General features: G+C 64.3%; 21 protein-coding genes. 6 read left to right on the top strand and 15 right to left on the bottom strand.

Annotated elements, in window-relative coordinates; translation table 11 throughout:
• Window positions 1–133 precede the first annotated feature (133 nt).
• From IBX18_RS39620 to IBX18_RS39570, 11 genes are all read right to left on the bottom strand, one after another.
• Window positions 134–814: a hypothetical protein gene (locus IBX18_RS39620; RefSeq protein WP_194838549.1), complete on the bottom strand. Its 681-nt coding sequence runs from the start codon at window positions 812–814 to the stop codon at window positions 134–136.
• A 309-nt stretch (window positions 815–1,123) separates the two neighbouring features.
• Window positions 1,124–2,071, bottom strand: a complete 948-nt coding sequence (locus tag IBX18_RS39615) for an AEC family transporter (protein ID WP_194838548.1) — start codon at window positions 2,069–2,071, stop codon at window positions 1,124–1,126.
• 37 nt (window positions 2,072–2,108) lie between these two features.
• The gene (gene asnB, locus IBX18_RS39610; protein ID WP_194838547.1) at window positions 2,109–3,902 is read right to left on the bottom strand and encodes an asparagine synthase (glutamine-hydrolyzing); all 1,794 of its coding nucleotides are present in this window, start codon (window positions 3,900–3,902) and stop codon (window positions 2,109–2,111) included.
• A complete protein-coding gene (locus tag IBX18_RS39605) occupies window positions 3,902–4,819 on the bottom strand; it encodes a U32 family peptidase (RefSeq protein WP_228542511.1) in 918 nt (305 codons plus the stop codon). The genes asnB and IBX18_RS39605 overlap by 1 nt, the downstream gene beginning before the upstream one ends.
• Window positions 4,820–4,949: 130 nt before the next feature.
• A complete protein-coding gene (locus tag IBX18_RS39600) occupies window positions 4,950–5,750 on the bottom strand; it encodes an SAM-dependent methyltransferase (protein WP_194838546.1) in 801 nt (266 codons plus the stop codon).
• 28 nt (window positions 5,751–5,778) lie between these two features.
• Entirely contained in the window at window positions 5,779–6,435 is a 657-nt protein-coding gene (locus IBX18_RS39595; RefSeq protein ID WP_194838545.1) for a hypothetical protein, read from the bottom strand.
• 82 nt (window positions 6,436–6,517) lie between these two features.
• Window positions 6,518–7,771, bottom strand: a complete 1,254-nt coding sequence (locus IBX18_RS39590) for an NAD(P)-dependent oxidoreductase (protein ID WP_194838544.1) — start codon at window positions 7,769–7,771, stop codon at window positions 6,518–6,520.
• Window positions 7,772–7,851: 80 nt separating this feature from the next.
• Window positions 7,852–8,952, bottom strand: a complete 1,101-nt coding sequence (locus tag IBX18_RS39585) for a nucleoside hydrolase (protein ID WP_194838543.1) — start codon at window positions 8,950–8,952, stop codon at window positions 7,852–7,854.
• Window positions 8,949–9,317 (bottom strand): hypothetical protein, encoded by a 369-nt coding sequence (locus IBX18_RS39580; protein WP_228542510.1) that lies wholly within the window; start codon window positions 9,315–9,317, stop codon window positions 8,949–8,951. The genes IBX18_RS39585 and IBX18_RS39580 overlap by 4 nt, the downstream gene beginning before the upstream one ends.
• A gap of 202 nt (window positions 9,318–9,519) precedes the next feature.
• On the bottom strand, window positions 9,520–10,011 hold the full coding sequence (locus IBX18_RS39575) for a hypothetical protein (protein WP_194838541.1): 492 nt from the start codon (window positions 10,009–10,011) through the stop codon (window positions 9,520–9,522).
• A 45-nt stretch (window positions 10,012–10,056) separates the two neighbouring features.
• Complete coding sequence (locus IBX18_RS39570) at window positions 10,057–11,031, bottom strand: serine/threonine dehydratase (protein WP_194838540.1); 975 nt, start codon at window positions 11,029–11,031, stop codon at window positions 10,057–10,059.
• Window positions 11,032–11,739: 708 nt separating this feature from the next.
• On the opposite strand from IBX18_RS39570, the gene IBX18_RS39565 reads away from it, so the two are divergent.
• Window positions 11,740–13,011: a helix-turn-helix domain-containing protein gene (locus tag IBX18_RS39565; RefSeq protein WP_194838539.1), complete on the top strand. Its 1,272-nt coding sequence runs from the start codon at window positions 11,740–11,742 to the stop codon at window positions 13,009–13,011.
• Window positions 13,008–13,931 carry a phosphotransferase family protein gene (locus tag IBX18_RS39560; RefSeq protein ID WP_194838538.1) on the top strand — a complete coding sequence of 308 codons (924 nt, stop codon included), beginning with the start codon at window positions 13,008–13,010 and terminating at the stop codon, window positions 13,929–13,931. The genes IBX18_RS39565 and IBX18_RS39560 overlap by 4 nt, the downstream gene beginning before the upstream one ends.
• Before the next feature lie 409 nt (window positions 13,932–14,340).
• On the opposite strand, the gene IBX18_RS39555 is transcribed toward IBX18_RS39560, so the two are convergent.
• Window positions 14,341–14,832, bottom strand: coding sequence for a hypothetical protein (locus IBX18_RS39555; protein WP_194838537.1), 492 nt, complete (start codon window positions 14,830–14,832; stop codon window positions 14,341–14,343).
• 142 nt (window positions 14,833–14,974) lie between these two features.
• Window positions 14,975–15,718, bottom strand: a complete 744-nt coding sequence (locus IBX18_RS39550) for a GntR family transcriptional regulator (RefSeq protein ID WP_194838536.1) — start codon at window positions 15,716–15,718, stop codon at window positions 14,975–14,977.
• Between the two features lie 53 nt (window positions 15,719–15,771).
• Here IBX18_RS39550 and IBX18_RS39545 point away from each other — a divergent pair, with 53 nt between their 5' ends.
• Window positions 15,772–16,866: a DUF1152 domain-containing protein gene (locus IBX18_RS39545; protein WP_194838535.1), complete on the top strand. Its 1,095-nt coding sequence runs from the start codon at window positions 15,772–15,774 to the stop codon at window positions 16,864–16,866.
• Window positions 16,867–16,955: 89 nt separating this feature from the next.
• Here IBX18_RS39545 and IBX18_RS39540 read toward each other — a convergent pair whose 3' ends face one another.
• Window positions 16,956–17,915, bottom strand: coding sequence for an MBL fold metallo-hydrolase (locus IBX18_RS39540; protein ID WP_194838534.1), 960 nt, complete (start codon window positions 17,913–17,915; stop codon window positions 16,956–16,958).
• Window positions 17,916–18,162: 247 nt separating this feature from the next.
• Window positions 18,163–18,978, bottom strand: coding sequence for a helix-turn-helix domain-containing protein (locus tag IBX18_RS39535; protein ID WP_194838533.1), 816 nt, complete (start codon window positions 18,976–18,978; stop codon window positions 18,163–18,165).
• A 796-nt stretch (window positions 18,979–19,774) separates the two neighbouring features.
• Here IBX18_RS39535 and IBX18_RS39530 point away from each other — a divergent pair.
• The 3 genes from IBX18_RS39530 (at window position 19,775) to IBX18_RS39520 (ending at window position 22,129) form a co-directional block, all read left to right on the top strand.
• A complete protein-coding gene (locus IBX18_RS39530; protein WP_194838532.1) occupies window positions 19,775–20,272 on the top strand; it encodes a hypothetical protein in 498 nt (165 codons plus the stop codon).
• A 208-nt stretch (window positions 20,273–20,480) separates the two neighbouring features.
• Complete coding sequence (locus IBX18_RS39525) at window positions 20,481–20,831, top strand: helix-turn-helix domain-containing protein (protein WP_194838531.1); 351 nt, start codon at window positions 20,481–20,483, stop codon at window positions 20,829–20,831.
• Between the two features lie 281 nt (window positions 20,832–21,112).
• On the top strand, window positions 21,113–22,129 hold the full coding sequence (locus tag IBX18_RS39520; protein ID WP_194838530.1) for a fumarylacetoacetate hydrolase family protein: 1,017 nt from the start codon (window positions 21,113–21,115) through the stop codon (window positions 22,127–22,129).
• Window positions 22,130–22,557 lie beyond the last annotated feature (428 nt).

The raw sequence follows: 22,557 nt of genomic DNA, 5'->3' as shown, positions 1-22,557 counted from the left end.
TCCATCAGGCTAGTGGTCTAAGCGTCCGCTCGTTGGTGGCCTCGACCGGGCCAATCGATCCGGTGAATCGGCGAATCGCCGGAGTGCCGCCCCGTGGTGGAGCGGCATCGGCCGTTTGCAGGCACAACCCGACCTAGCTGAACGAGTCGAACCGTGGTTGGGGCGTGGCGAAGTAGAAGCGAGCACCGAGACCGTCGTCCGGGCTCATGTAAACCTGAGACCGGAACCACGGCAAGGCTTTGCGCGGATGAAGCCGATGCAGAATGCTGGCGTAAGCATGAATGACCCGATGCGCGGGACGGTTGTCGAGTTCGCGGTAGTTCAGGCAATCCACGAACGGGAACGGCAGGCTCTGCTGTAGCACGCACACCCCGGCCTCGGCCCACTGCAATGCCCCGGACAGGACCGCGCGATCCTCCTCGGTCAGTGCGATATCCGGATCGTCGTGGAGGGTGCCGGCGATCCCGTAGGCGATCTCGGTGTAGGCGTCCAGGCAACGTGGATGAACCATCTCCCCTGCGATGTCACGGCAGCCAGTGGTGTATTCCTCGTGCTCCTGATCGGATTCCTCGCCGTCCGGCAGCCATACCCGTTCCATCCGCCACTCAGGACGCTTCCCCAGCTTCTTGACCTCCCGTTCAGGCGCGGTCAATGGGCCACAGTCAGGGTCGGAGTAGAACTCGTCGGGATCGAAGCTCCACTGTGTACGCCATGCGGCGAGCGGCCTGTCCAGCTGCGTCAATGCGTCCTGGACCACAACCCCCGTCGGCGCCAGCCACGGCATCGTCCCCCTGGGCACCTCGTACTTCGTCACCGCGCCAGTATCATCGTCAACCACGCTGCGGCAGAGCGAAATCCAACCGATCTGCCCACTACATCGCACTGACATCGAAGCGGGAAGCAGTCACTGACATTTTGGCGGGAAGTCACACGATGGCCCGGCGGACCGCGTGGCGGATCTGCTCGATGAACAAGTGGTGGAGCAGTTTCGGTTGCGAGCTAGTTGGGAGTACCGCAATGCGACGACACCGACTACCGGGAAGTTCACGGCCCCAAGACTTCGCGCGTATCGAACCATTCGCAATTCGGCGTTGAACCAGCGGCCCGGCGAATCCCTCCCCCTCTACGCTATCGCCGCCCATAGCGGCAGCAGCGCCATTGCCGCGAGGGAGGTTTTGACGACGATGGATGCGGCGAGATCTGGTTCGACGTCGTATTGCTGGGCGAAGATGAACAGGTTCTGCGGTGCGGGCATCGCCGCGATCAGCACCAGATAGCTCAGCCACGGGCCCTGAATGGCGAAGACGTAGCGGCAGACCAGCAACGCCAGCAACGGGAACACCGCGACCTTGAATCCGATGAGCCAGTATTCGTCGCCGCTGGCGCCGCGCCAGCGCAGTCCGCTTCCGCCGAGGTGAAGGCCGAGGGCGAACAGCGCCACGGGTGAGGCGGCATCACCGGTGAACGACAGCGAATCCAATGCCCAGCCCGGCACAGGAACATTGGCGAGGTTGGCTGCGATGCCGCCGTAGCAGGCCAGCACGACCGGGGTGGTCAGGGCCGCCCCGACGCCGCGCCGGATCCGGACACCGACTGTCTGCCCGGGAACGTCCGGGGCGCCTGCGGATTCCATGATCGCGATGACCACCACGGTCAGCACACAGACCTGCAGCAGCAGGACCGGGAAGATCGGTGCCGCGTCCCCGAACAACAGGATGAACACCGGTATGGCGACGTAGGCGGTGTTGACCTGGCAGGCGGCCATGATCCGCAGTGCGGTCCCCCGCGTGCTCGACGCGGACACGAAGCGTGCCACCGTCGCCACGATCGTCATCGCCAGGACCGCGGTGGTGATGTAGGCGGCGATCGCGACAGGATCGAACAGATGCCCCAGGTCGCTGGAATACAGTTTGCCCAGCAGATAGGCCGGGATGGCGAAGCGGAACGCGAACTCGGAGAACACTTTCGAGCTCTCCGAGCCGATGACCTTGCGGCGGGCGAACACTACCCCCACCCCGAACGCCAGCACCACCGGCGCCAGCTTCTGAGCAGTCCCGATGACCTCGCTCACCGTGCGCGCCCGGCGCGGCGCACCGCGGGCCGGCCCGTCACAGCGTCAGTCCCCGCACGCTCAGCCACGTCTCCAGTATCAGGATCGACCACAGCAGCTGCGCGTCCTGGTCGTTCGGGGCATCGCTGTGGCGGGCGAACGATTCCTTCACCATCAGCGGATCGAACAGGTCCTTGCAGCGGTGAGCGGCGAGGACGACGTCGCCGACCATTTCATGCAGCGGCTGTCCCGGTCGCATCATCGCGGTGATCGGCAGCGTGAACGGCTGTTTGGGCCGGTCGATGATCGACTGCGGGAGGACACCGCGGCCCAAATCGGTGACGGGCGCCTTCCCGCGCCCGTCACCGATTTTGGCCGACGCCGGGAGCTGGTGGGCGAAGGCCATGATGGCCGGTTGCAGAAACGGCATCCGCGCTTCGACCGCCCACGCCATGCTCAAGGTATCGACCCGGCGCAGGATGTAGTCGGGGAAGCGATGGTGTTGATCGAAGCGCAGCAGCGCCTCGAGGTTGCCCTCGGCGCTGGCCGCGCGTCCGGCGGCGAGTTGGTCGCCCACCTGATCGGTGAAAAACCCGCCAGCTGCCTGCAATTCGCGCCTGTATGCGTCGCTGTAGAGATGCGCGAGGATCGCCCCGGGTGCGACCGCCAGCGTTGATTGGTAAGCCCGATGCCAGGCGGGGCTGGTGTCGGCGGCCGCGGTCAAGAATCGGCGGTAGCCGGCGAACAGTTCATCGGCGCCGTCGCCGGTGATGGCGCATTTGAATCCGGCGGCATGTACCGCCTGAAACAGGGCGTAGGTCGACAGGCTGTGCGGTGCGTTGTTGGGTTGATCGAGATGTTCGACGAAACCCACGATCAGCTCCGGGAATTCACGCGGGTCGAGCTCGACCTGGTGGTGGCGGGTGCCGCAGTGCGCGGCGACGGTGGCGGCGTGATGGCGCTCATCGCCAGGCCAATCCCCGCGATAGGAGATGTTGAACGTGTCGACCGGTCCGAGTTCGGCAGCCAGCGCGGTCAGCAGGCTCGAGTCCAGCCCGCCGCTGGTGATCGCGCATACCGGCACGTCGGCAGCGGTCATCCTGGCCATCTCATCACGCAACAGCTCGCCCAGGGGTGCGGCCGGTTCCCGGCCCAGGGTCAACACCCCGTTTTCGCTCAGTCGCGCCGCCAGGTCGATGCTGCGCTGCACCACCCCACCCGAGCTGCTGAACTCGACCACCCCTCCTGGGGGCAGACTGCGCACTCCGGGGAAGATCGTCGTCGGCCCCCATACCGCTTTTCCGCCGAAGTAGCGGTCCACCGCGCACCGGTCGACCTGGTCGGGGAATCCTGGAAACTGTTGTAGCGCACGCAGTTCCGAGGCGAAACACAGTTGGTCTCCGTGCACGAAGTAGTAGAGGGTCTTCATCGCGGCGTGGTCGGCGAACAGCTTGAGCACCGGTTCGTGGGCTCGGCTGTCGACGATGGCGATGGCGTACATGCCCTCGAGGTGCTGCACGAACTGCTCGCCGTAGCACTCGTACAGCGGCAAAAGGACGTCGCCGTCGCAGGTTCCTTCGAACCGGTAGCCGCGGCGAGACAGCTTGCGCCGCAACCACTTGTGGTTGTAGATCTCGCCGTTGAATACCGCCATCAACGACGGGCCCAACCGGTAGGGCTGCTGGCCGTGCTCGATCCCCTGCACAGCCAATCGGTTGCTGCCCAGCGCCCACCGGTGATCGCTATGCAGGGTCTGCGCGTCAGGCCCGCCGTGGCGTTGCGCGGAACCAACGGCGGTGAGCGCGGCCTCGGGCAGCGGGGACCCGCCGAGGTAGCCGTGGATGCGGCACATCAGATCACCTTCGCCATCGCGGCCGCCGGCGCGGCCTGCGGCGCGCTGGGATAGTGGCGGGCCATGGTCTCGGCCACGATCTTGATCTGGTCGAGCATGTCCTCGACCTGCGCCGGTGTCGGGTTCACTCCATGGCCGGGCAGCGCACTGTTGCCCGTCTTGAGGTACACCGGTGAGGCGACGCGCGCGAAGTCCGGTGCGTCCAGGGTCCGGATGAAGTTGCCCGACGTCGCGGGATTGTCGACGTGAATATCCAGTGGCACGGTCACCGCCTGGCGCAGACCGGCCAGCATCGGCACGGTCAGATCCCGCACCGGGTTGATGCTGTTGGCGCCGTGTTGTTCCATCAGCCGCACTGAGGCCGGGTTGCCGTGCCCGCAATGCGCCGAGACCTTCAGATGCAGTTCGGCGGGCAGCTTGCCCTGCCTGCGCAGGGCATTGAGGGTGGCCAGCAGTCCCTCGTCGTAGACGACGAGGCCGCGCACACCCAACTCGATGCCGCGCAGGATGTCGGCGATCGCCTGCACCAGTTTCTCCCCTCCGCGCAGCCGATACCCGATTCGCGAGCCCTCCGGGGTACGGGCGGTCGCGCTGATGTCGGTGGTGGCGCGAGGCCCCACCGACATCAAGATCTCCACCCCGTGGTCGCGGCCCAGTGCCACATACCGCCTGATTTCGGCATCGGTGTGGCGGCACATGCCCTTGGTCTCGGTGATCCGATCGATCCGGACTCCGCGCAGCGCGGCTCCGATCAACAGCATCTCCGCGGCATCGGCGCAGTTGACCGTCGGCACCTCGATGCGCCAGCGGCCACCATCGGGGAACCTCAGCGCCGATTCGTCGAGTCCGGCATCTGAATCGCCATCGGGCAGCCCCACCGCCGTCAGCAGCTCCCGCGCCTCACCGAAAAATCGCATAGTCTTTCCTCTCAATCCGACGAAATCTGTTGTTCAACAAACGGTTTCGTGCCCATACCAGGGACGTGACCGGTCTCTCTGTGTGCCGACCGATACAGTCCGGCGTCGACCTGGGGTGCGGTGATGGTGGTCAGGGTTTGCGGCCTAATCCGCCGTAGGCGGGCAGTTCCTGCAAGCGGCCGACGAGAGGGTCCGGGGCACGCCATTGGTTTATCGGGACCAACCCCGGGTCCAGCAGCTCCAAGCACTCGAACGCGGCGAGGATCTGCGTGCGGGAACGCGGAACATACGGCGCCGCACCGGTTTCGGCGTATTCGTGCCACAACGCCAGGAAGTTGTGGTCACAGTCGGTGCCGTCCCACACCGCCAGATAGCTACCTGAGACCAGCTCATCCATCACCGTGCCGACGATCCGCAGCATCTCGACGTGGCTGGCGGCGTGTCCGAGCACACCCATGAACAGCACAGCGATCGGTTCGTTGAAGTTCAGCACATCGCGGGCGCCGGCGAGGATCTGTTCAGGATGATGGAAATCTGCGTCGCAACACACGGTCGCCCCCTTAGAGGTCGTGCTGGACAGCAACGCCCTGGCGTGTGCGAGCACCATCGGATCGTTGTCGACCCAGATGATCTTGGACTCCGGTCGCAGACGCTGGGCGACCTCGTGGGTGTTGTCCGAGCTCGGCAGACCCGCGCCGATGTCGATGAACTGGTGCACGCCAGCCTCGCCAGCGAGGTAGCTGACCACGCGAATCAGAAACTCCCGTGACTGCACCGCGATGGTTTCGATGTAGGGGTAGATGAGCCGACTGTGCTCACCAACGGTCCGGTCGATCTCGTAGTTGTCCTTGCCTCCTCTCCAGAAGTCCCACATCCGCGCCGACTGCGGAATATCGGTCCGGATCACCGGCAGTGTCTCCACATCGGTCATTGCAGGTCCTGCGCATCGCCATCGGTCATCACCAGCTCCCCGCCCACCACAGCCGATCACTCGATGCGGTGATCACCGCGTCGAGATCCAGCAGCTGCCACGAACACCAACCCATGTGGCGCGCGGCGAGCAGCACCGAGGCGACTGCGGCGGTAATCGGCACGCGCGGGTCGTCGCCGCCGGGAGTCAGGTACAAGCTGTGCAAGCGCGGGTCCGCCGCGCAGGTGCGTACGAGGTCTTCGTGCGCGCCATCGATGTCGGCGGCGGTATCGAGCAGCTGCGGACGCAATCCAGCCACGCGCAAGAACCGGAGGGGCCACCGCTGAGCCAGCCCACTGAGCGACGGCAGCCGATCTGGCGCGGCTGCAGCCGCACGGAGGACTTTGAGCTGGGCTTCGAGTCCGTGACCAGTAATGACGTCGGCGTGCGGTTCCCACTGGGCCAGGCGCGCTTCGAGCAGTCCGACGGTGTCGGTGTCGAGCTTGCCGGTGTTGCTGATCCGCTCGTAGCCGATGGTGTACCTGGGCAGGCCTTCCAGGTCACGGGGTTGGTGACGCTGGAAGCGGGCGAAGGCCAGGCTGACCACGCCGCCGGTGCTGGCGATCGAGACCACGATCGGCTGATCGGGATCCCAGCGCACGCCGTGAAACGGCGCGCTGGGGTCGGTCAAATTCGTTGTTCGCATGGGTTCGCCCCCGGTTCGTGGGTTTGGCCAGCGGCAGCTGGGCCGGGATCTGCTTGGTAAAGCAGGGTTTTCATGTCATCGCTCAGTTGGTTGTCGACGCGCACCCAGCTGGCGAGGTGGTGTCGTCGCAGCTCGTCAGCAAAGACGTAAGCGACGGATCGCTCAGCCCGGTAGTGCGGGATCTGGAGTCCGTCGACTCCGAATCGGGTGTCTCCGACTCGGCGGCGGTCGGTCCGGTCACCGGTGCCGGGGACGCACCAGCCAGGGCAGGCGCACGGTCTGGGCTGTCGGGCACGTCCTCAAGCAGCTTCGGTGCGACGCAATCCCACGGCAGCGGTTCTGCGCCGCGCAGAACACGAGCGAGGTTGGCAACGATCACGTCCGCGGCGGCGGTGTTGGCATCGTGGGTGCGCCCGGCGATGCCGGGCAGATGTATCGCGTTGTCTCGCCCCACAATCGGATCGGTGGGCTGTCCCGGCTCGGCGTAGCAGTCGGTCGCCCAGAACAGATCGTCATCGAGCACGCGCCGGCGCAATGCGGGCACATCCACGCCGCCGGTGCCGGTGCCGGTGATCGTCACCACCACCACTCCGCCCCGCAGCTGGTCGATCAGCACCTGAGTCAGTTTCGGTGTCGCGGGATCACCGGCCACCACGACGATGTCGGCCACCGAGGCAACCTGCTCGGCCGAAATGCGTTGCGCGCCAACCTCTGCGATCAGGCCATCGTCGGCGAGAGGTTCTACCACCGATACCTGCGCGCCGTAGGCCCGGCACAACTCGGCGACCTTCTGGCCGACCAGGTCCAGCCCGAAGATGACCACAGTCTTGCCGCGCACCGTCCCATTGACGTAGCGGCTGTGGTCTGCCGATGCCCAATGCTGTGGAGGCCATGTGTATTGGCGGGAGATCATCGAGGTATGCCACTGCGGCAGCCACCGCAGCGCGCACACCATCAGCGCCATCACCAGTTCCGCTTGCGAGGTGCTGCGGCCCCGGATCGAGCCGTCGACGAACGGGATGCCCCGCTCGGCCAGCTCCCCGGCGACTGCGAGCCCGTCGCGGCCGGTCATTCCCGCCACGACCACCAGGCCGGCACACGCGGCGATGTCTTCGGGGTCGGGCTCGACGTCGAGGACCACCAGCGCGGGTATCTCACTGATCCCGGGCAGATCACGTAACCGCTGCCCGGCCCGCAGGGTGATCCACCGCGCCCTCAGATCGTGTGCGCGCAGACCATCGCGCAGCCGCTCTGCGAAGTACGGCCATTTCACGGCCAGCCAGCCGCTATTGACGACCAGCACTTGCGGGACCTCGGGCACCGATGGCACCTCCATGCGTGTGATGTCTCCTCTGAAGAGCCGAGCCATGTTGCCCAGCAACGTGTTTGACGAACCGGCGCCGGACCGGTGTCCGGTCAGCACGACCCGGCCGGTGGTTCCGGATCGCGACCGCTGACCCTGGCGTCCTGTCGCGGGACGGCATCGGGCTGCTCATCCGACAACGGGCCCGGCAACGCCCAGTCCAAGGTGATTAGCGAACCTGGCGACATTGGGTTGTAGACGGCCCGCAGAGTCTCGAAGCTGCGCTCGAAATCCGGCAGACGCTTCGGCTTACCGGTGCGCAACGTCGCATGTATCCAGCTCATGAACCGTGGATAGTCGGCACCGACCGACAGCTTCGCGGTATAGCCGGGGCCCAGAGACATCCGGGCGTCCGCAGCGAGATGGAATTGCCGATCCAGCAATGACACGAACCCCAACCCCAGCACGACCGACAGCGCCAGCGGATCGTGCATCATCGTCGCTGGATGGAACCCCGAAAACCATTGCTGCATATGGGCGATCAGCAACTGCGCCCACGGTTTGTCCGAGGCGGCCAGCAGCTGATAGATCGGACTGCCCTCATCGATCTCGGTCGCGCCGTTGAACGTGTGATCCGACAGCACCAGCGTCAGATTCTCAGCGCGAGGAACCACCTGGTGGACCGCGGCGGCGTCGAGCCGGAAGTTGTGTTCGGCGCGGTAGGGATTGCGATAGTTGATCGCACCGCCCATCTGCGTGATGTGCAGCCGATGCGCCAGTCCCATCGAGTACGCATTGTTGGCGTCGCGGGTGAGCAGATAGGCCAGATCGGTCATCGGTCCGATACCGAGCCAGCGCACCGGTTCGGCTGATGCCGACGAGTCGAACCCGCACACGTTGGCCACCGCGATATACGGGTCCACCCACCAGATGGGAGTATCGGCGGGCGTCAATCCCGCTGCCGCCCAGTACTTGCTACCGGCCCGCCCTCTGCCTGCTGCGACGAGTACGTCGTCGCGGCCCAGAAGATTGAGCAGGTATCGCGCGAACTTGGCACGGCGGAGATCGCGGAACTCGTCAGTAGTGAGCACCAGCTTCAGCCGGGGTTCGGTCACCGCCGCGAGCGCCAGCGTGAACGCGTCATCGGGGTCGCCGCCTGCGTCGGTGCTGATGATGAGTCTGCTCTCCTCGAGAGCACAGCCAGCGCTGTTCATGACCGCCTCGCTGTGGGCGGGTGAGCGGCTACCTCGATCGTGATATCGGCGACGAGGTCGAAGTCGGCGCGGCTAGCTATGTCTGGCTCGACGAGCCATTCGCGCCTCGCATCTTCAGGCCCCGGCAGGGTGATAGTTGCCCCGCGCACTGTTCTGATGGCGTGACGGAATAGCCTGGCTTGCCGGCGTAGTGAGACCTTGGCCTGGTCGTCGTCTTCTTTGCCTTCGACGACGTCGACGTTGTCCTGCTTGAACATCGCGACCGTGCGGTGGTCCTCCGGTGGCGCGGGGAGGGTAAGGAACGTCAGGTAGCCGGTGTCGATGTTCCGGATGATCGGCGTCGTGGTCGTGAGCTTCTCGCGCACAAGATCTCCTAGCGCGCATGGCATTTGGATACCGTCGACTCTCCCGGCTGGAACGAGGATCGAGCCGTGGCTGTCAACGAAGGCTCTCTGCAGTCCTGGGTACGTGCAGTAGCGCGCACAGCACTCTTCAGCGGTTTCGGTCAGAACGGGCATGGCTTCCTCACAAGGCGTGAATGGGCAAAGATGGGTTCGGCCGCGATCGTCACGGCGGGTCACCTGCGGGTAATCGACGCTGTCGGGCGGTGACAGCGGCGACGAGGTCGCCGTACTCGAGCTCAACCTCGGCCAGCGCCGTCCAGGCGCGATGGGTGACCTCGCTGCCCGGGTCGGCAGTCATGAGCGAATGCAATGCCAACTCCGCAGCGCAGGCGACGCGGTCGATCACCGTGCCGAGACTGATGTGATGCAGCGGTGCTGACTCCGGCGCGACGACATTGCGCGACACCCATCGATTGATGTCGGCGATGATCTCCGTGCGGGCGCTCGCGATAACCCCCGCCAGCTCAGGTCGCGCTCGACGGCGCCGATACAACCCGAGCAGGTCACGGCCGTACACGCACAACGGCAGCCCACACGCTGGCCCGGCGCTGTACAGCGCGACCAGTAAATCGTCTTTGGATGGCAACATGATCGGCGCGACCGCACCGCGCGGTGGATCGGCGCGGTCAGGGTCGGCGGGCCCGTAGCCCACCATAAACAACGCCCTCTCCAAACCGACCACGGCGGCCATCCCCGGCCCCTACCGCGCCAGGTCGCTGGGATCGGTGTTCGCGCCACACAGCACGACACACACGGTCTCGTCGGGTTGACGGGGCAGATATCGGCCGCTGAGCCAGAGCGCCGCCAAAGCCGTGGCGCCGCCGTGTTCGACGACTATCCGCCGGTGATCCCACAACGCGCGCCGCGCCAACGTGATCTCGTGATCGGTGACCAATAGCGGGGTCACGTCATAGTTTTGCGCGGCGTACAGCGCCATCTCCGAAATACGCCGCACACCAGGGGAATCGGCGGCGACGGAGTCCACGTCCACATCCACGACCGCGCCAGCGTCTAGCGCGGCGTAAAGCGCCCGCGAGCTCTCCGGCTCGACCGCGACGGTGTGCACCCCGTGATGCTCAGCGGCGGTGGCGACTCCAGCGAACAGCGCGCCACCGCCGACGGCGACCACCACCGTGTTCAGCTGCGGCAGCTGCCCTCGGATCTCGTCCAGCAGCGTGCCCGCACCGCCCGCGATCAGCGGATGGTCGTAGGGGTGGGCCTTGAGCGCGCCGGTCGAGGCGGCGAAGGCCTCGCACGCCGCGACAGCATTGGCGTCCTCGTCCCCCACGGGTTCCACATGAGCGCCGAGTGCTGCCAGCCGATCGACTGTGACCTGAGGGGCGGTGCACGGCAGAAACACCTTGGCGGGCACACCGTGCACGCGGGCCGCCCACGCGAACGCCAAACCCGCGTTACCGCCGGATGCGATCGTCACCCCGGCATCGGGGAGTGAACCGTCCTGCTTGTGGGCGCGCAAAAAGTTCAGTGCGCCACGGGCATTGACACTGCCCGTGTGCTGCATGTACTCCAACGCCAGCCACACCTGGCCAGACTCGCTGCCAGTAATCGCACGGGCATCCATCGGCGCCAACGTGACCGGACGCACCCTCCGACCGATTCGCCGCGACGCCTCCTCCACGTCACCGTAGGTCAGCTTTGATCCATCCGATTCCATTGCGCTCCTTGAGGTTTCAGAAGCACCAGATGAGGTGCCAGGTCCTAATCGTGCCGAGGAACAACGCAGACAAGCTCAAAGGCCCGCGTGCCGCACACCCGCTGCGGAGGTAGGCGAGGCCGAGGAGCCTCGATCTGCCGAGTTTCGTTGTAAGAGTGGCGAACTGGCCGACATACACCTCCTCGCCGGTGCGACCGTCGAGCTCCCATAACGCTCATCGAGGGGTGTGCCCGAACCGATCAGAGAATGGTCAGGGGCCGGACCGAACGCGCGAATCGCTTTGGACACCCAATTCTGGCTATAGTCGGCCAGACGCAAGCTCAAGAACCCCGCGGCGGCCGCCGCGCAGTCAGCATCCGTGAAATCTTCCGTAACTGAAAAGGCAGTTGGGGTGCCAATAACGAGAAACAGCAGGTGACACTCACTGCGCGACGTAGCATTGCCTCGTGCAGTGCGGAGGCGGGTTGAGTTCATTGCTGATCACCTCTGCCTTCGTTCGGTGGTCGTACCCGGCGCCGATGGCTTTCGCTAGCGACTGGCAGATTGTTGCTAGTCGGTGTGCCGATAAGGGGAAGATATCGGCCCGGCGCCGGGGTGCTTCGAGCGTTGCGCACGTTCCAAACGAAGTGAACACACAGAGCTCACACGGACTCACACGAGACCACATGAATCCCACACAAAGACACATGCCAGACACGGGGAAACTCCATGGAAATTGATCGGTGGACTGGAGTCGAGGTAAAGATTCTGCGCGAGTACGGCCTCAACTGGACACAGAAGACCTTCGCGGACCGCACCGGGTGGCACATCAACACCATCTCCAAATGGGAACGACGCGGCGGCACCATTACGCTTAAAGGTGTCTGCGCTCAGTCGATGGATAAACTCCTCGACAACCTTGATTCCCTCCATCGGCAACGATTCGAGAACGCGCTCTTTCAAGCTGTGCGACTGTCAAACCCACTCCACTCGGCCGACTCGCCACATGCCGTCTGCCCCTCCACGAATGGCACCGGCTTACTCTCTGAGCTCGATACCCTGCGGCTTGCTGTCGATCAGACGTTGTCCAAATGCACAGTCGCTCCAGCGCGAGTCGACCTGATCGAAGAGCGGATAGCAGAACGCGTTCGCGCCTACACGACCATCCCGCCGGGCGCTGCTTTGGCAGCTATCGCGCCGGATCTGCTCGAAGTCCAGGCCATCGCCGCTGAACGGCAAACCGCGGCCATCCAATCCCAGCTCTCCGAAGCCTCAGCCGTACTGAGCCTGTTGACTGCGGATGCTCTGATGAAGCTAGGTGAGATCGAACGCGCCAACTACTGGTACAGCACTGCGCGCCTTGCGGCTGACGACAGCCCAAACCTCAAACTTCAGGCCAGCGTGCGTGCTCAGCACGCGATGCTGCCCTACTACTACGGCCACACTGAGAAGACTGTTGCGCTCGCAAGATCGGCCCAAGATCTACTGCCCAACGTCGCCTGTGACGCGACCGCCCTTGCCGCAGCCGCCGAGGCACGAGCTCTGGCCAGATTGGGTGATGACCGCGGTGCCGAAACGGCAATGACCAGAGCCCAGCGGCTCACCGAGGCTCTCGACGAAACCAGCGACGAGGCGTTCAGATTCAATACCAAGCGACTGCTGCTGTATCTGTCTGGAACACTGACCTATATGGGGCGCATCGCACGTGCTCGCCGCGTTCAGGACGAGGCGCTACAGCTGTACCGGTCGAACCCTTCGGTTGTGATCGATCCGGCGCTGATCCAGTTGGATGCAGCTGTTGGGTACGCGATGGAAGGATCTGCCGACGACGGCTGCCAGCTGGCGGTCACAGTGGTCGACTCGCTGCCTCCAGGCCACCGGACACGGCTCGTGGTTGCCCGCGCGACCGACGTGCTCGATGCGTTACCCGCGAAAAGTCGACAGATCACCGCCGCCAGCTCGCTGCGCGAGCTCGTCGAGGCAGAGATGGACTTTCAATGACACGCCAGGACTGCGGACCTGCACGTCTCACCGAATCAACGTTCACACCGGAACGGACTCGCGCCGTCCTCGAAGCAGGGTGTCACGCCGCTGGTTTCGATCCCAGCGGCTCAGCGATACTGCGCCACCACACCAACGCCGTCTACTTACTCGCCAACGCACCCATCGTGGTCAAAATCGGCCGCCCGAACCGCGACGGCCACCTAGATGTAGTCGGCCTCGTTCGCTGGCTTGAGCAGCAATCAGTTCCCACGGTGTCCCTTGTAGACACTTCTCAACCACTTGAGATCGCAGGTTGCCCGGTCACTTTCTGGCGACATCTGGATCAAAACGGAATAGTCAGCGCGGCCGAACTCGCCGCTCCACTCGCCCGACTACATCGAGTCTTTGAACCGCCGCCGGCTCCGCTGCCGAACCAGCAGATCAAATACACCTTCGACGCCATCACCAGAGCGATCGACACCAGCCCGATCCTGTCGCCCGCAGTTCGTGCACTTCTTCACTCGCACAAAGAGGCTCTGGCCGCGCAGACGACCGACGTGCAATTTATGTTGCCGCCGTGTCTGATTCACGGCGACGCACACCATCGAAATGCGCTATGGGACCGCGGAGCCAAGCGAGCAGTGCTATGTGATTGGGAGAACGCCGCAGTCGGGCCGCCCGAGTGGGATTTGGTCACTATCGAAGTCCACTGCCGCCGCTTCGGCCATCCAATCGAGGAGTATCAGCAGTTCGCTAATACTTACGGACTCGACATCCGCGATTGGTCCGGCTACTCCTGGCTCCGGGACCTCCGAGAGCTACGCATGATCACCACCAATGCACGAAAGTCATCCCCCGGATCGTTCACCGCTGCGGAGGTTTTGAAGCGCATCGAAGCACTCAGCGTGAATGCGCCGATCACTTGGAATATCCTTTAGCAAACCGGCACAACGGAGGAGACCGCGTCGCAGTGCACACTGCGAACCCATCGATTCACGCGGGCGACGCCTCCAAATAGCACCAACTGCGCGGCAGCGATACTCAAATACGCCACGCCTCAGCTTGATTCGCGAACGTCCACGACAGGCAGCCGACCTCTGAGCCGATTCGTAGAACGAGTGCGGGTGCTAACCGGGGCGAGCCCTGCCTGGGGGCTTGCCGCAGCGGTAGTCGCGTACCTCAGTGCCTGGCGGCGGACGTCTGGCCTGAGACATCCGCCTGTTGAACCCGCTGCCCTCACGGTCATCGGCGCGCTCAGCGCGCAGCGTGCAGGCCACCGTTACCAGCGCGACCACAATCAGCACTGCACATGCTGCGGCCAGGAACACCACCAGCTCGCCGGTCACTTCACGCCACCGCCCCGGATTCATGGTGCCTTCGATGTTGTCCGGCGTCGATCTGCGTGATCAGCGCGGTCCAGTGGTTGGCGTGCCGCGCCGATAGCTCTCCGTCCTGGTGCACGGCGGACGCGATGGGGTCGGTCGCGGTGAGTCGGCAGTGGTCGGCGTCGACGACCGCTGCAGCAATGGCATCGACTGCGCGGCCGGCAGATTCCGGGGGTGGCGTCGACCGCGTGGCGCAGATGTACATCACCCATGCATCGAGTGCTGCGATCAGTTCGTCTCGGCGGCAGTCTATTTCGGCTATACGGCGGGGCTCGATGCGTCGCGTGTGATGCAACAGCGCGAAGGCACGCGCCAGCTGTAGGACAAAGCCGGGCTCTACTGTCTCGCCACGGACTGCGGCAATGATGCGATGCCAGTCGGGAAGACGGGGCAGCGCGTACTTGTCGGCGGACAGTGCGCCGAGAGCCCGCGGTTGCGGCTCAGTGAGTGCCATCCCGCACCTCTTCGGTGTGTCGGTGGTTCCCGTGGAGTGGTTCACGCCCGCGCCAGCGGGCTAAAGTGAACTATGACACATACAGTGAAGTGTCATAGGACAGTTGCGAGAAAGCAGGTGACTTTCTTGTCCACCCCCGCGCCTAGAGTGCTATCGGGTACTCCAGCCGGAATGCCCAGGTCGCTGGCGGATAGACCGCTTCGTCGAACTGGAACGCACGGTCGTTGTGGTCGTAGGCGGTGAGCCAGTAGACCAGCGCCGACGCTTGATCGCCCAACCCGAGCGCTTCGCGCTCGTGCACGCTCGCGTCGCGCGCACATACTTGATCGCGGGCATACGCCGATCGGATGCCGAGTACACCAGCCAGGTACCGCGCGGTCCCGCCGAGCAGTCGTTCCGCCTCCAACAGGCGCGGTGCCGATTCGGCCAGCGCGGCGTCGAACCACGACGTCGACAGCTCGAGCGGCCCGCTACTGCCCTCGATCACCCGTTGACGCTGAATGGCGGCGGACCCCGGGCTCAGTCTCAACGCTGCCGCCACATGTTCTGGCGCATCGACGATCCCGACGAACGGGAACCGGACCGACTCCGTGTCGGAATACATGGTGCCCAGGGCGGCTGCGCGTTCGAACCGCTCGCGCGCCCGCGGCGCAGATTGCCGTGCAAGCACGTAGGTGCCGCTTCCGCGCCTCGGTTCGACCAGGCCCTGCTGGCGTAACGCGCCGAGCGCTTTGCTCGCCGTCGGCCGAGACACGCGCCATTCCTCAGCGAGTGCGCGTACCGAGGGCACTTCGGCGCCGGGAGCCAGGTCGCCTCGCACGATCTGGTCGCGGAGGTGAGCAACGATCTGCAAGTACTTCGGCAGTACCTCTTGGATTTCGGGCAACTGCTCCTCCGGGTGTCCTATGCCACTAGACGGAGGGTACACTCGGCCACTCGATGACCAGCACAGCTATCGCGATCGCCGCAGGTGGAGGCGGCGACGTCGTCGCGGCGTCGGTGCTCGCGCAGCGGCTTCGTCACCGGTTCGACGTCGTCGCCATCATGAGCTATTCCTGGGATCGGCTGATCGTCGATCCGACTCCCGGACCACGCGGTCTTGGCGACTTCGACGGCCTGACCAGTCATCACGAACTCGTTGCGCAGGTGACCGTGTCGACGGTCCTGCGCGGGCCCGGCCGGTCGACGCTGCCGCCGCTCGCGCACTACGTGGGGTGCCCGCTACTGCTGATGGACCCCGTCGGCGGTGTCGCCGGTCTGGCAGCGCAGTTCGGTGCCGCATCCCGGGTTTTCGGCGCGCAAACGCTGCTCGTTGTCGACGTCGGTGGCGACATCCTTGCCGAGGGCACTGAAGCTGGCTTGCGCAGCCCGCTGGCCGACTCGATGAGCTTGGCGGCGGCGGTGCGATCGGGACTCGGGTTGCATCTGCTCGTCGCCGGGCTGGGGCTCGACGGAGAGCTGACACCCCCGGAACTGACGTCACTTCTCCAGCGCCACGGAGCGACCGAGGTCGCCGAACTCGGTGCCGCTGACGTGACGCGGTTCGCCGAGGTCTGGAACTGGCACCCGTCCGAGGCCAGCGGCCTGCTGTGCGTCGCCGCCGACGGCTGGCGCGGCCGGGTGGAGACCCAGCGTGACGCACTCATCGACATCACCGACGACGCCACGATCGTCTACGAGGTGGATGCATACGGTGTTGCCGCAAACTCCCTGGCCGCCAACCTCATCGCCACCACCTCGCTGGCTGATGCCGAGCAGCGGGTCCGAACCCGCCGCGGCTACAGCGATATCGATATTGAACGTGATCGAGTACCCGCACTAGCAAGGCACGATGAATGGACACCGGCCGCCGACACGGTCGGTGCCATAGATCGCTATGCGTACGCCGCGGCGAACCGCGGCGTCAACGCCCTGACGATTCGGCGCGTCCTCGAGCTGGCGGGCGCCAGCGGCGCGGGCGCTGCTACACGGTTGCGCGAGTTACTCAAATGCGAACGGCCCCATAACATGCGCCCGCCTCTGTACCTCGCCTGACCAGTCGCCCTGGACGACTGCGTCGAATGCCTAGCCCGATACAAAGTCTCACCAGGCGAGCTACGACTGGACGTGGCTGGCGTGGCGGGTTATGTGCTCGGGTGGGCGTGGGCGATGTCGGTGTGGCCGAGGACTTGCAATGCCGAGGGCACAGCGTCGTCCTGCGGTGCTAGTTCACGGTAGACAGCGGCGATGTTGGCCAGGACGCGGTCGGCTCCGGCCCAGTGTTCGGTTGGTGCGTGAGTGAAGGTGGCCGCGGCGTGGTCAGCCGGGTCTCCGGCGCGCCAGCTGTCCGTGGCGTGATCGCGAATACGCTCGAGGTAGTCGCGGAAAAGGATGAGACCGGCTGCGGAGACGACGGGGCCGTGACCGGGAACGATGACTGCGGGGTCGAGATCGAGCATGGTGGTACAGGCATCGATCCATCGCTGGATAGGTCCGCTGTGGATGACCGGGTGGTTATCGGCGAATAAGAGGTCACCGGCGTAGATGACGCGGGCGTCGGGCACGTGGACCAGGACGTCGCCGACGGTGTGTGCGGGCCCCATTTCCAGCAGCTGGACCGTGCGGCGCCCGACTTGCAGTTGCAGTTCCTGGTCGAATCCTCGGGTGGCCGGCGTCGGCTCGGTGTCGGTGAAGTCGAAGTTCGCGCAGATGCCGTCGAGGAAGTCGCGTACTCCGGGCGCCGCAGTCGGCAATTCTGGGTCGCATATCAGGTTCCACCAGTGATCCTGTTGCATGTGGGCGATCGCGGCATGAGAAGCGACGATCTCGGCCTCGTCGGCGAAAAGCTGATTGCCGAACCAATGATCGACGTCGCCGTGGCTGTTGACGACGGTACCGATCGTGATGTCAGGGAGTGCGTCAGTGATGCTCTGTTTGATCTTCTGCGCCTCGCGTAGGGCGAAACCTGTGTCGACGAGTAGCGCCTGGCCTTGGTCGACGACCAGGCCTGAATTGCTTTGGCACCAGGTGCCCGTGGGATGGAGGTATGCGTAGCTACCCGTGCCGACGGGATGCAAGCCGTGGGTGAAAGGAACGGTGCTCATAGGACTTCCCGAACTAGATGTGATGGTACGGATTGAGTGGCTCGGGGTTGGTGGGGTTAGAGCCCGACGTGAGTTCGCCGTGCGGCCAGCGCGCCGGTGGGTGTTTCCGCGCCCGACAGGCGAAACGCAGAGAGGTCAGCGTCGTGAGCAGTGCCGTCGTTAGGTCGATGGCGTGCAGCGGTGATCGGTGTGGTGAGCCGGTAGCCACATCCGAGGGCGCTGGTGCGGTTGAGGAGTTCGGGACAGGTCAGGGGTTCAGCTCGTCGTCGATGAGCTTGGGTGAGCGTGGCGGGCTCGCCAAGATTTCGTACGGTCGCGGTGGATAGTTGTTGAACCAGCTGCACAAGGTCCAGTGAGTGATCTTGTTGGTGTTGACGACGTCGCGGACGCTGATCCTGTTGGTGGCGAAATGCGATTTCGGTGGCGTCTTTTCCCACATGCGCTCGAATTCTGGAGCCACCGCCGAGCAGGCATTTTGAATTTCTTCTAATCGGGCCCGCGCTATGCCGCGCGACCAGAGCCGCATCATGTAGGTCGCGCGCCACGCGACCATATCCCAGTCGACAAATACGACACGCGAGCGCCAGTCGGTAAAAAGCAATTCGATCATGTTCGCTGGGCGGGGTGAATCTTCCGGCGCTGGCGCGAACATCGGATATACCCGCAACCACGCATCGTTGGCACGGATGATCTCGTACTCGGGCAGTTTTCGGTAGATAGCTGGGAATCCCATGTTGTCGAGGACGTCTTTGTCTTCCTCGCTCAGTTCCGGGGGCCATGTCCCTACCGAGATTTTCACGCCGCTCGACGCGAGCGACATCAGTTTGCGGGACCGCCAATCGTCGGCTTGGAACACGCGGCAGAGCTTTTCGATATTCTTGATTGCCGGAGTGCGCGACCCTTCCTCCCATTTGGAGTACGCCGAGAGCGAGACTCCGAGTGCCACGGCTGCTTCTTCTTGTTTCAAGCCGATTTCGGTCCGTAGTTCTTGAATTATCGAGCCCAGGACCAGCGCAAGTGGTTCCGCCGCCTCTGATTCGGGCCCGATTGGTCCCCCGCTCACCCATACCCTCCTCATTTACCTGGACGCGCGCGTCGAGACCGCCGGTGCCTCCCAGTCGACCGGAAGCCTCGAGTTCCAGTGATACGTCCATGAACCTGCGCCCCAGCTGTTGCTGCACCTCCCCGCAGTTTCCGGGTCGGAGTTTCCTAAGGTCTTACCGATCCGCAGCACCATTTGTCAACAGAGCTATTTTCACACTTGATGTGTGAGTGCGATGTTGTAGCGTCAATTTCCGGAGCAATACGCACTCCCGCCACCGGACGCGGGCGGGCGGAAACATCGCAGATGGATCGGGATTTCGAGGGCACACATGGGGGTCGTACGCCGGACACACCGAGGACGAGCTGCACTGCCCAGGTATCGCGAAATGCACGTGCATCTGATAGTGCATCTACTTACCTGTGCCGGAATGCGTGCTGACATCCGGACCTTCGCAAACCGAAGGATCGCAGGCTGTGTCCGCCAGCCGCCGCCGGGCAACCCAACCAGCGAACTATTGGCATCCTGGGCAACGGGCGATTCAATCTGGCCACAATTCGGTGGGATTGTGCAACCCATCGCATTGTGCTCCAATAACGAAGCCGGGGGAACAACGGGAAATCTGGGCCGTCGCCTGAATGCGATCCCAGAGACTCAACCAGTTCAAGCCTGGCTACTGTCATAGCAACCTCGCCTAGATGGATCTGAGCGGCCCATGGAACATGCGCGATCACACCGTCACAGACAAGCTGGCAATCCTCCAGCATTCCTCTCGTCGCCGTCGGCGACACCATGCCCCCGGCCAGAGGAGTTCTAGATGCATACCTCAGCGCGTTCCCACGTCTGCAGCATGGGCATCCAGTGGTGCACCTGCTGCGTACCGTCCCCCGATCCTGCCGATCGCCCCCATCTGCACTGCGATCTGCGCATCGAGTTCCCCCTTGCCCAGCTACCCCAGCCACTGATCATCCAGCGCTCGTGCCGGGTGTACGGCAGCGGACTGCACGTCACCACCATCGATCTGCTGCGCAGCACCGGCGGCGATGGGTTCGAGCTCACTCCGTGCGAAGCCCGGCAGCTCGCCGAGTTGTTCAGCGACCCCGCCGAGCATTACGCCCAGCAGCGCCTGTTCCCCATCTCCGAGGACCTCACACGCCCCCTTGTGTTGTACTGCCGTTTCGCGGCTGGTGACGATCCCCGGTCGTACACCTTGCATCTCGCCCAGCACGAGGCCGGTGATCACTTTCAGCTCACTCCTAGCGAATCACAGCGTCTGGGGAAGTTGCTGAAGGGTCTCGCCGATGACGAATCGTGATCTCAAGGCCGATTTCTGGTCCACACACGTAACCGCATCGTGACCTGTCCTACTTGGGTCACCGCCGATCGGTGAATGTCCCGAGTTGTCCTGGTAGGCACATCTTTTGGCATTCCGTCCCATGATCGGATGTCATCGTGCCGGTCGCCGAGGATCGTGTAAGAGTGTTCCCATGTCCGATCTTGCGCGGATCCTCCACTTCCCTGCTGTGATCACCACGGTCGCCGACCCCGAGACAGATGCGCTGCATCGGAAGCTGTCTGGGGCGGAGCTGCGCCGTCGACGCGTCGAACGCGGTTTGACCGAAGAAGACGTCGCGGCGCATCTGGATTGCACGTCTGCGTTGGTGCGCGACGTCGAGCGCGGCCAGCACGTCGTGGGGCTCGATTGGGTTATCGAGCTGACCGGTGTACTGGGCATCGACCCGCGCGAGCATTTCGAGCGGGTGTCTCGGCAGGTCGAGCGCAGAATGAATTCGGCGGGTGGATGCACTCGGGCCCTCCGGTGCTCTACCGCTGCGTCGGGCATCGAAGAAGAAGCCGACGGCACGCACGGGTAGCACAGCCCTGTCCCTGTGTCCGCCGTTTCCCGCGGGCTGCTTCATCTGTCCTGCAAGCACACCCGACTTCACGAGTCTCGACGACCGTGAGACGCCGTCCAACGATATGTCAGCAAACTGCCGAAGCGGCAACCTGGACGCTATCGGGCCAAAACACCGCCGACCCTAGCGGCCATTAATCGGGTAAACATTCGCCGCCGCCGCATGCCCGAAATAGCCGTAAGCTCAGCCCAGGGCGCGCTAGTTCTATGCGCCAGATGAGCGAAAGATGGTGACAGGCAATGAAGTTGGCGACCTATTTGCATGAAAATTCCCCCGGATGGGGGGTTGTCAATCGCGGGCGGATTACTCCCGTCCGGGTGACTACCGAGGCCGGTGAGGTCATCGATTCGATGGATGCCTACCTGCGGCATTTGCCGGACAGCAACACACTGGTAAAAGACTTCGCCGCCACTCAGGACGCGGGCCTGGCATTGGAGGAGGTGACTTTGTTGGCCCCCGTTCCCAGACCAGCGGCATTGCTCGACTGCGCCGTCTCGCCCCGCCACATCCGCCAAGCCAGCGAGACGCTGATTCGGCGATCGCTCCCGTGGCCGCTGCGGCCGGCGTCTACAGCGGTCGGGGTCGCGATCAGGTATCTGTTTTCGCTGCAAGGCGATACGTTGCGCTATTACAAAGGCCGAGTATCCAGCGTGGTCGGTGATGGCGCGGTGATCCCATGGCCCCGCTGGATCTCGTACCTGGACGTCGAGCCAGAGCTGGCCGTCGTCGTCGGCGATGTACCTCGTGGGGCTTCGCGCACGCAGGCGGCGGAGTGCATCGCCGGGTACACGGTGTTCAACGACGTGTCAGGCCGCGATTTGCAGCTATCGGAGATGTTCGGGTTCGGCTTGTCGGCCTCCAAAGACATGGATGCTGGCAACGTGCTCGGCCCGTGGCTGGTCACGCCCGACCAGGTCGGAGATGCCCGAACGCTGGCCGTCGATGTCAAGTTCGCCGACGGGCGGCACTGGCAGGGCAGCACTACCGAGTACGTCATGGACCCCGTCGACGTGATCGTCGAGCTGGCCGCACGCCAGAGCCTGGCGGCGGGCACAGTGATCGGCATGGGAACTGTTCCCGACACCTGCGGTCTGGACCGCGACGAGTGGGTGAGCCCCGGGTCGGTAGAGATCACGATCGAGCACGTCGGCACACTGCGGCAAATCATCGACGCGCCAACGCATTTGGACCCCACTCGGTGGACGCCCCGACCGTCGATCATCGCCAACAGCAACGGGGATTTCAGCAGGACGTGATCACAGCCGGTGATCGGTGCGGCGAAGTACCGCATCTCTGAGCGCAACCGCTGTCAGAGTCGAGCGGATACGGCGATGCCGCCAGTGACAATCCGGGCGCGGACATGCCCGGCCGTGGCACGCAGCGATCGTCCACGCCCCCGATGCGGGCTTTTACGGGTATCAGTCGGCGCCGGGAGGGGATGTAGTTGAGCCAGTGGCCATGATGGTCGGCAACGGAGTCACCGCCGTACAGGGTGTCGCGGATGGCAGAAGGATTGTCAGGTCGGCGCTGCTCGGACTGGAGTCCGTCGCTGGCTCTTGCTGCGGCCGTAAGCGACCGAGTCTCTTCGCACCGCAGGTGAGCGGGCCCATGGGCGACGGTGGCATGCCGCGGTGCCGCGCGACCGGAGTCGTTGGTGGTCGGTGGCACCACCGGATACCGGGGG

This window comes from Nocardia sp. XZ_19_369, from assembly GCF_015355715.1.
In the GTDB taxonomy this organism is placed as follows: Bacteria; Actinomycetota; Actinomycetes; order Mycobacteriales; family Mycobacteriaceae; genus Nocardia.
This window is presented reverse-complemented; position numbering and strand designations above follow the sequence as displayed.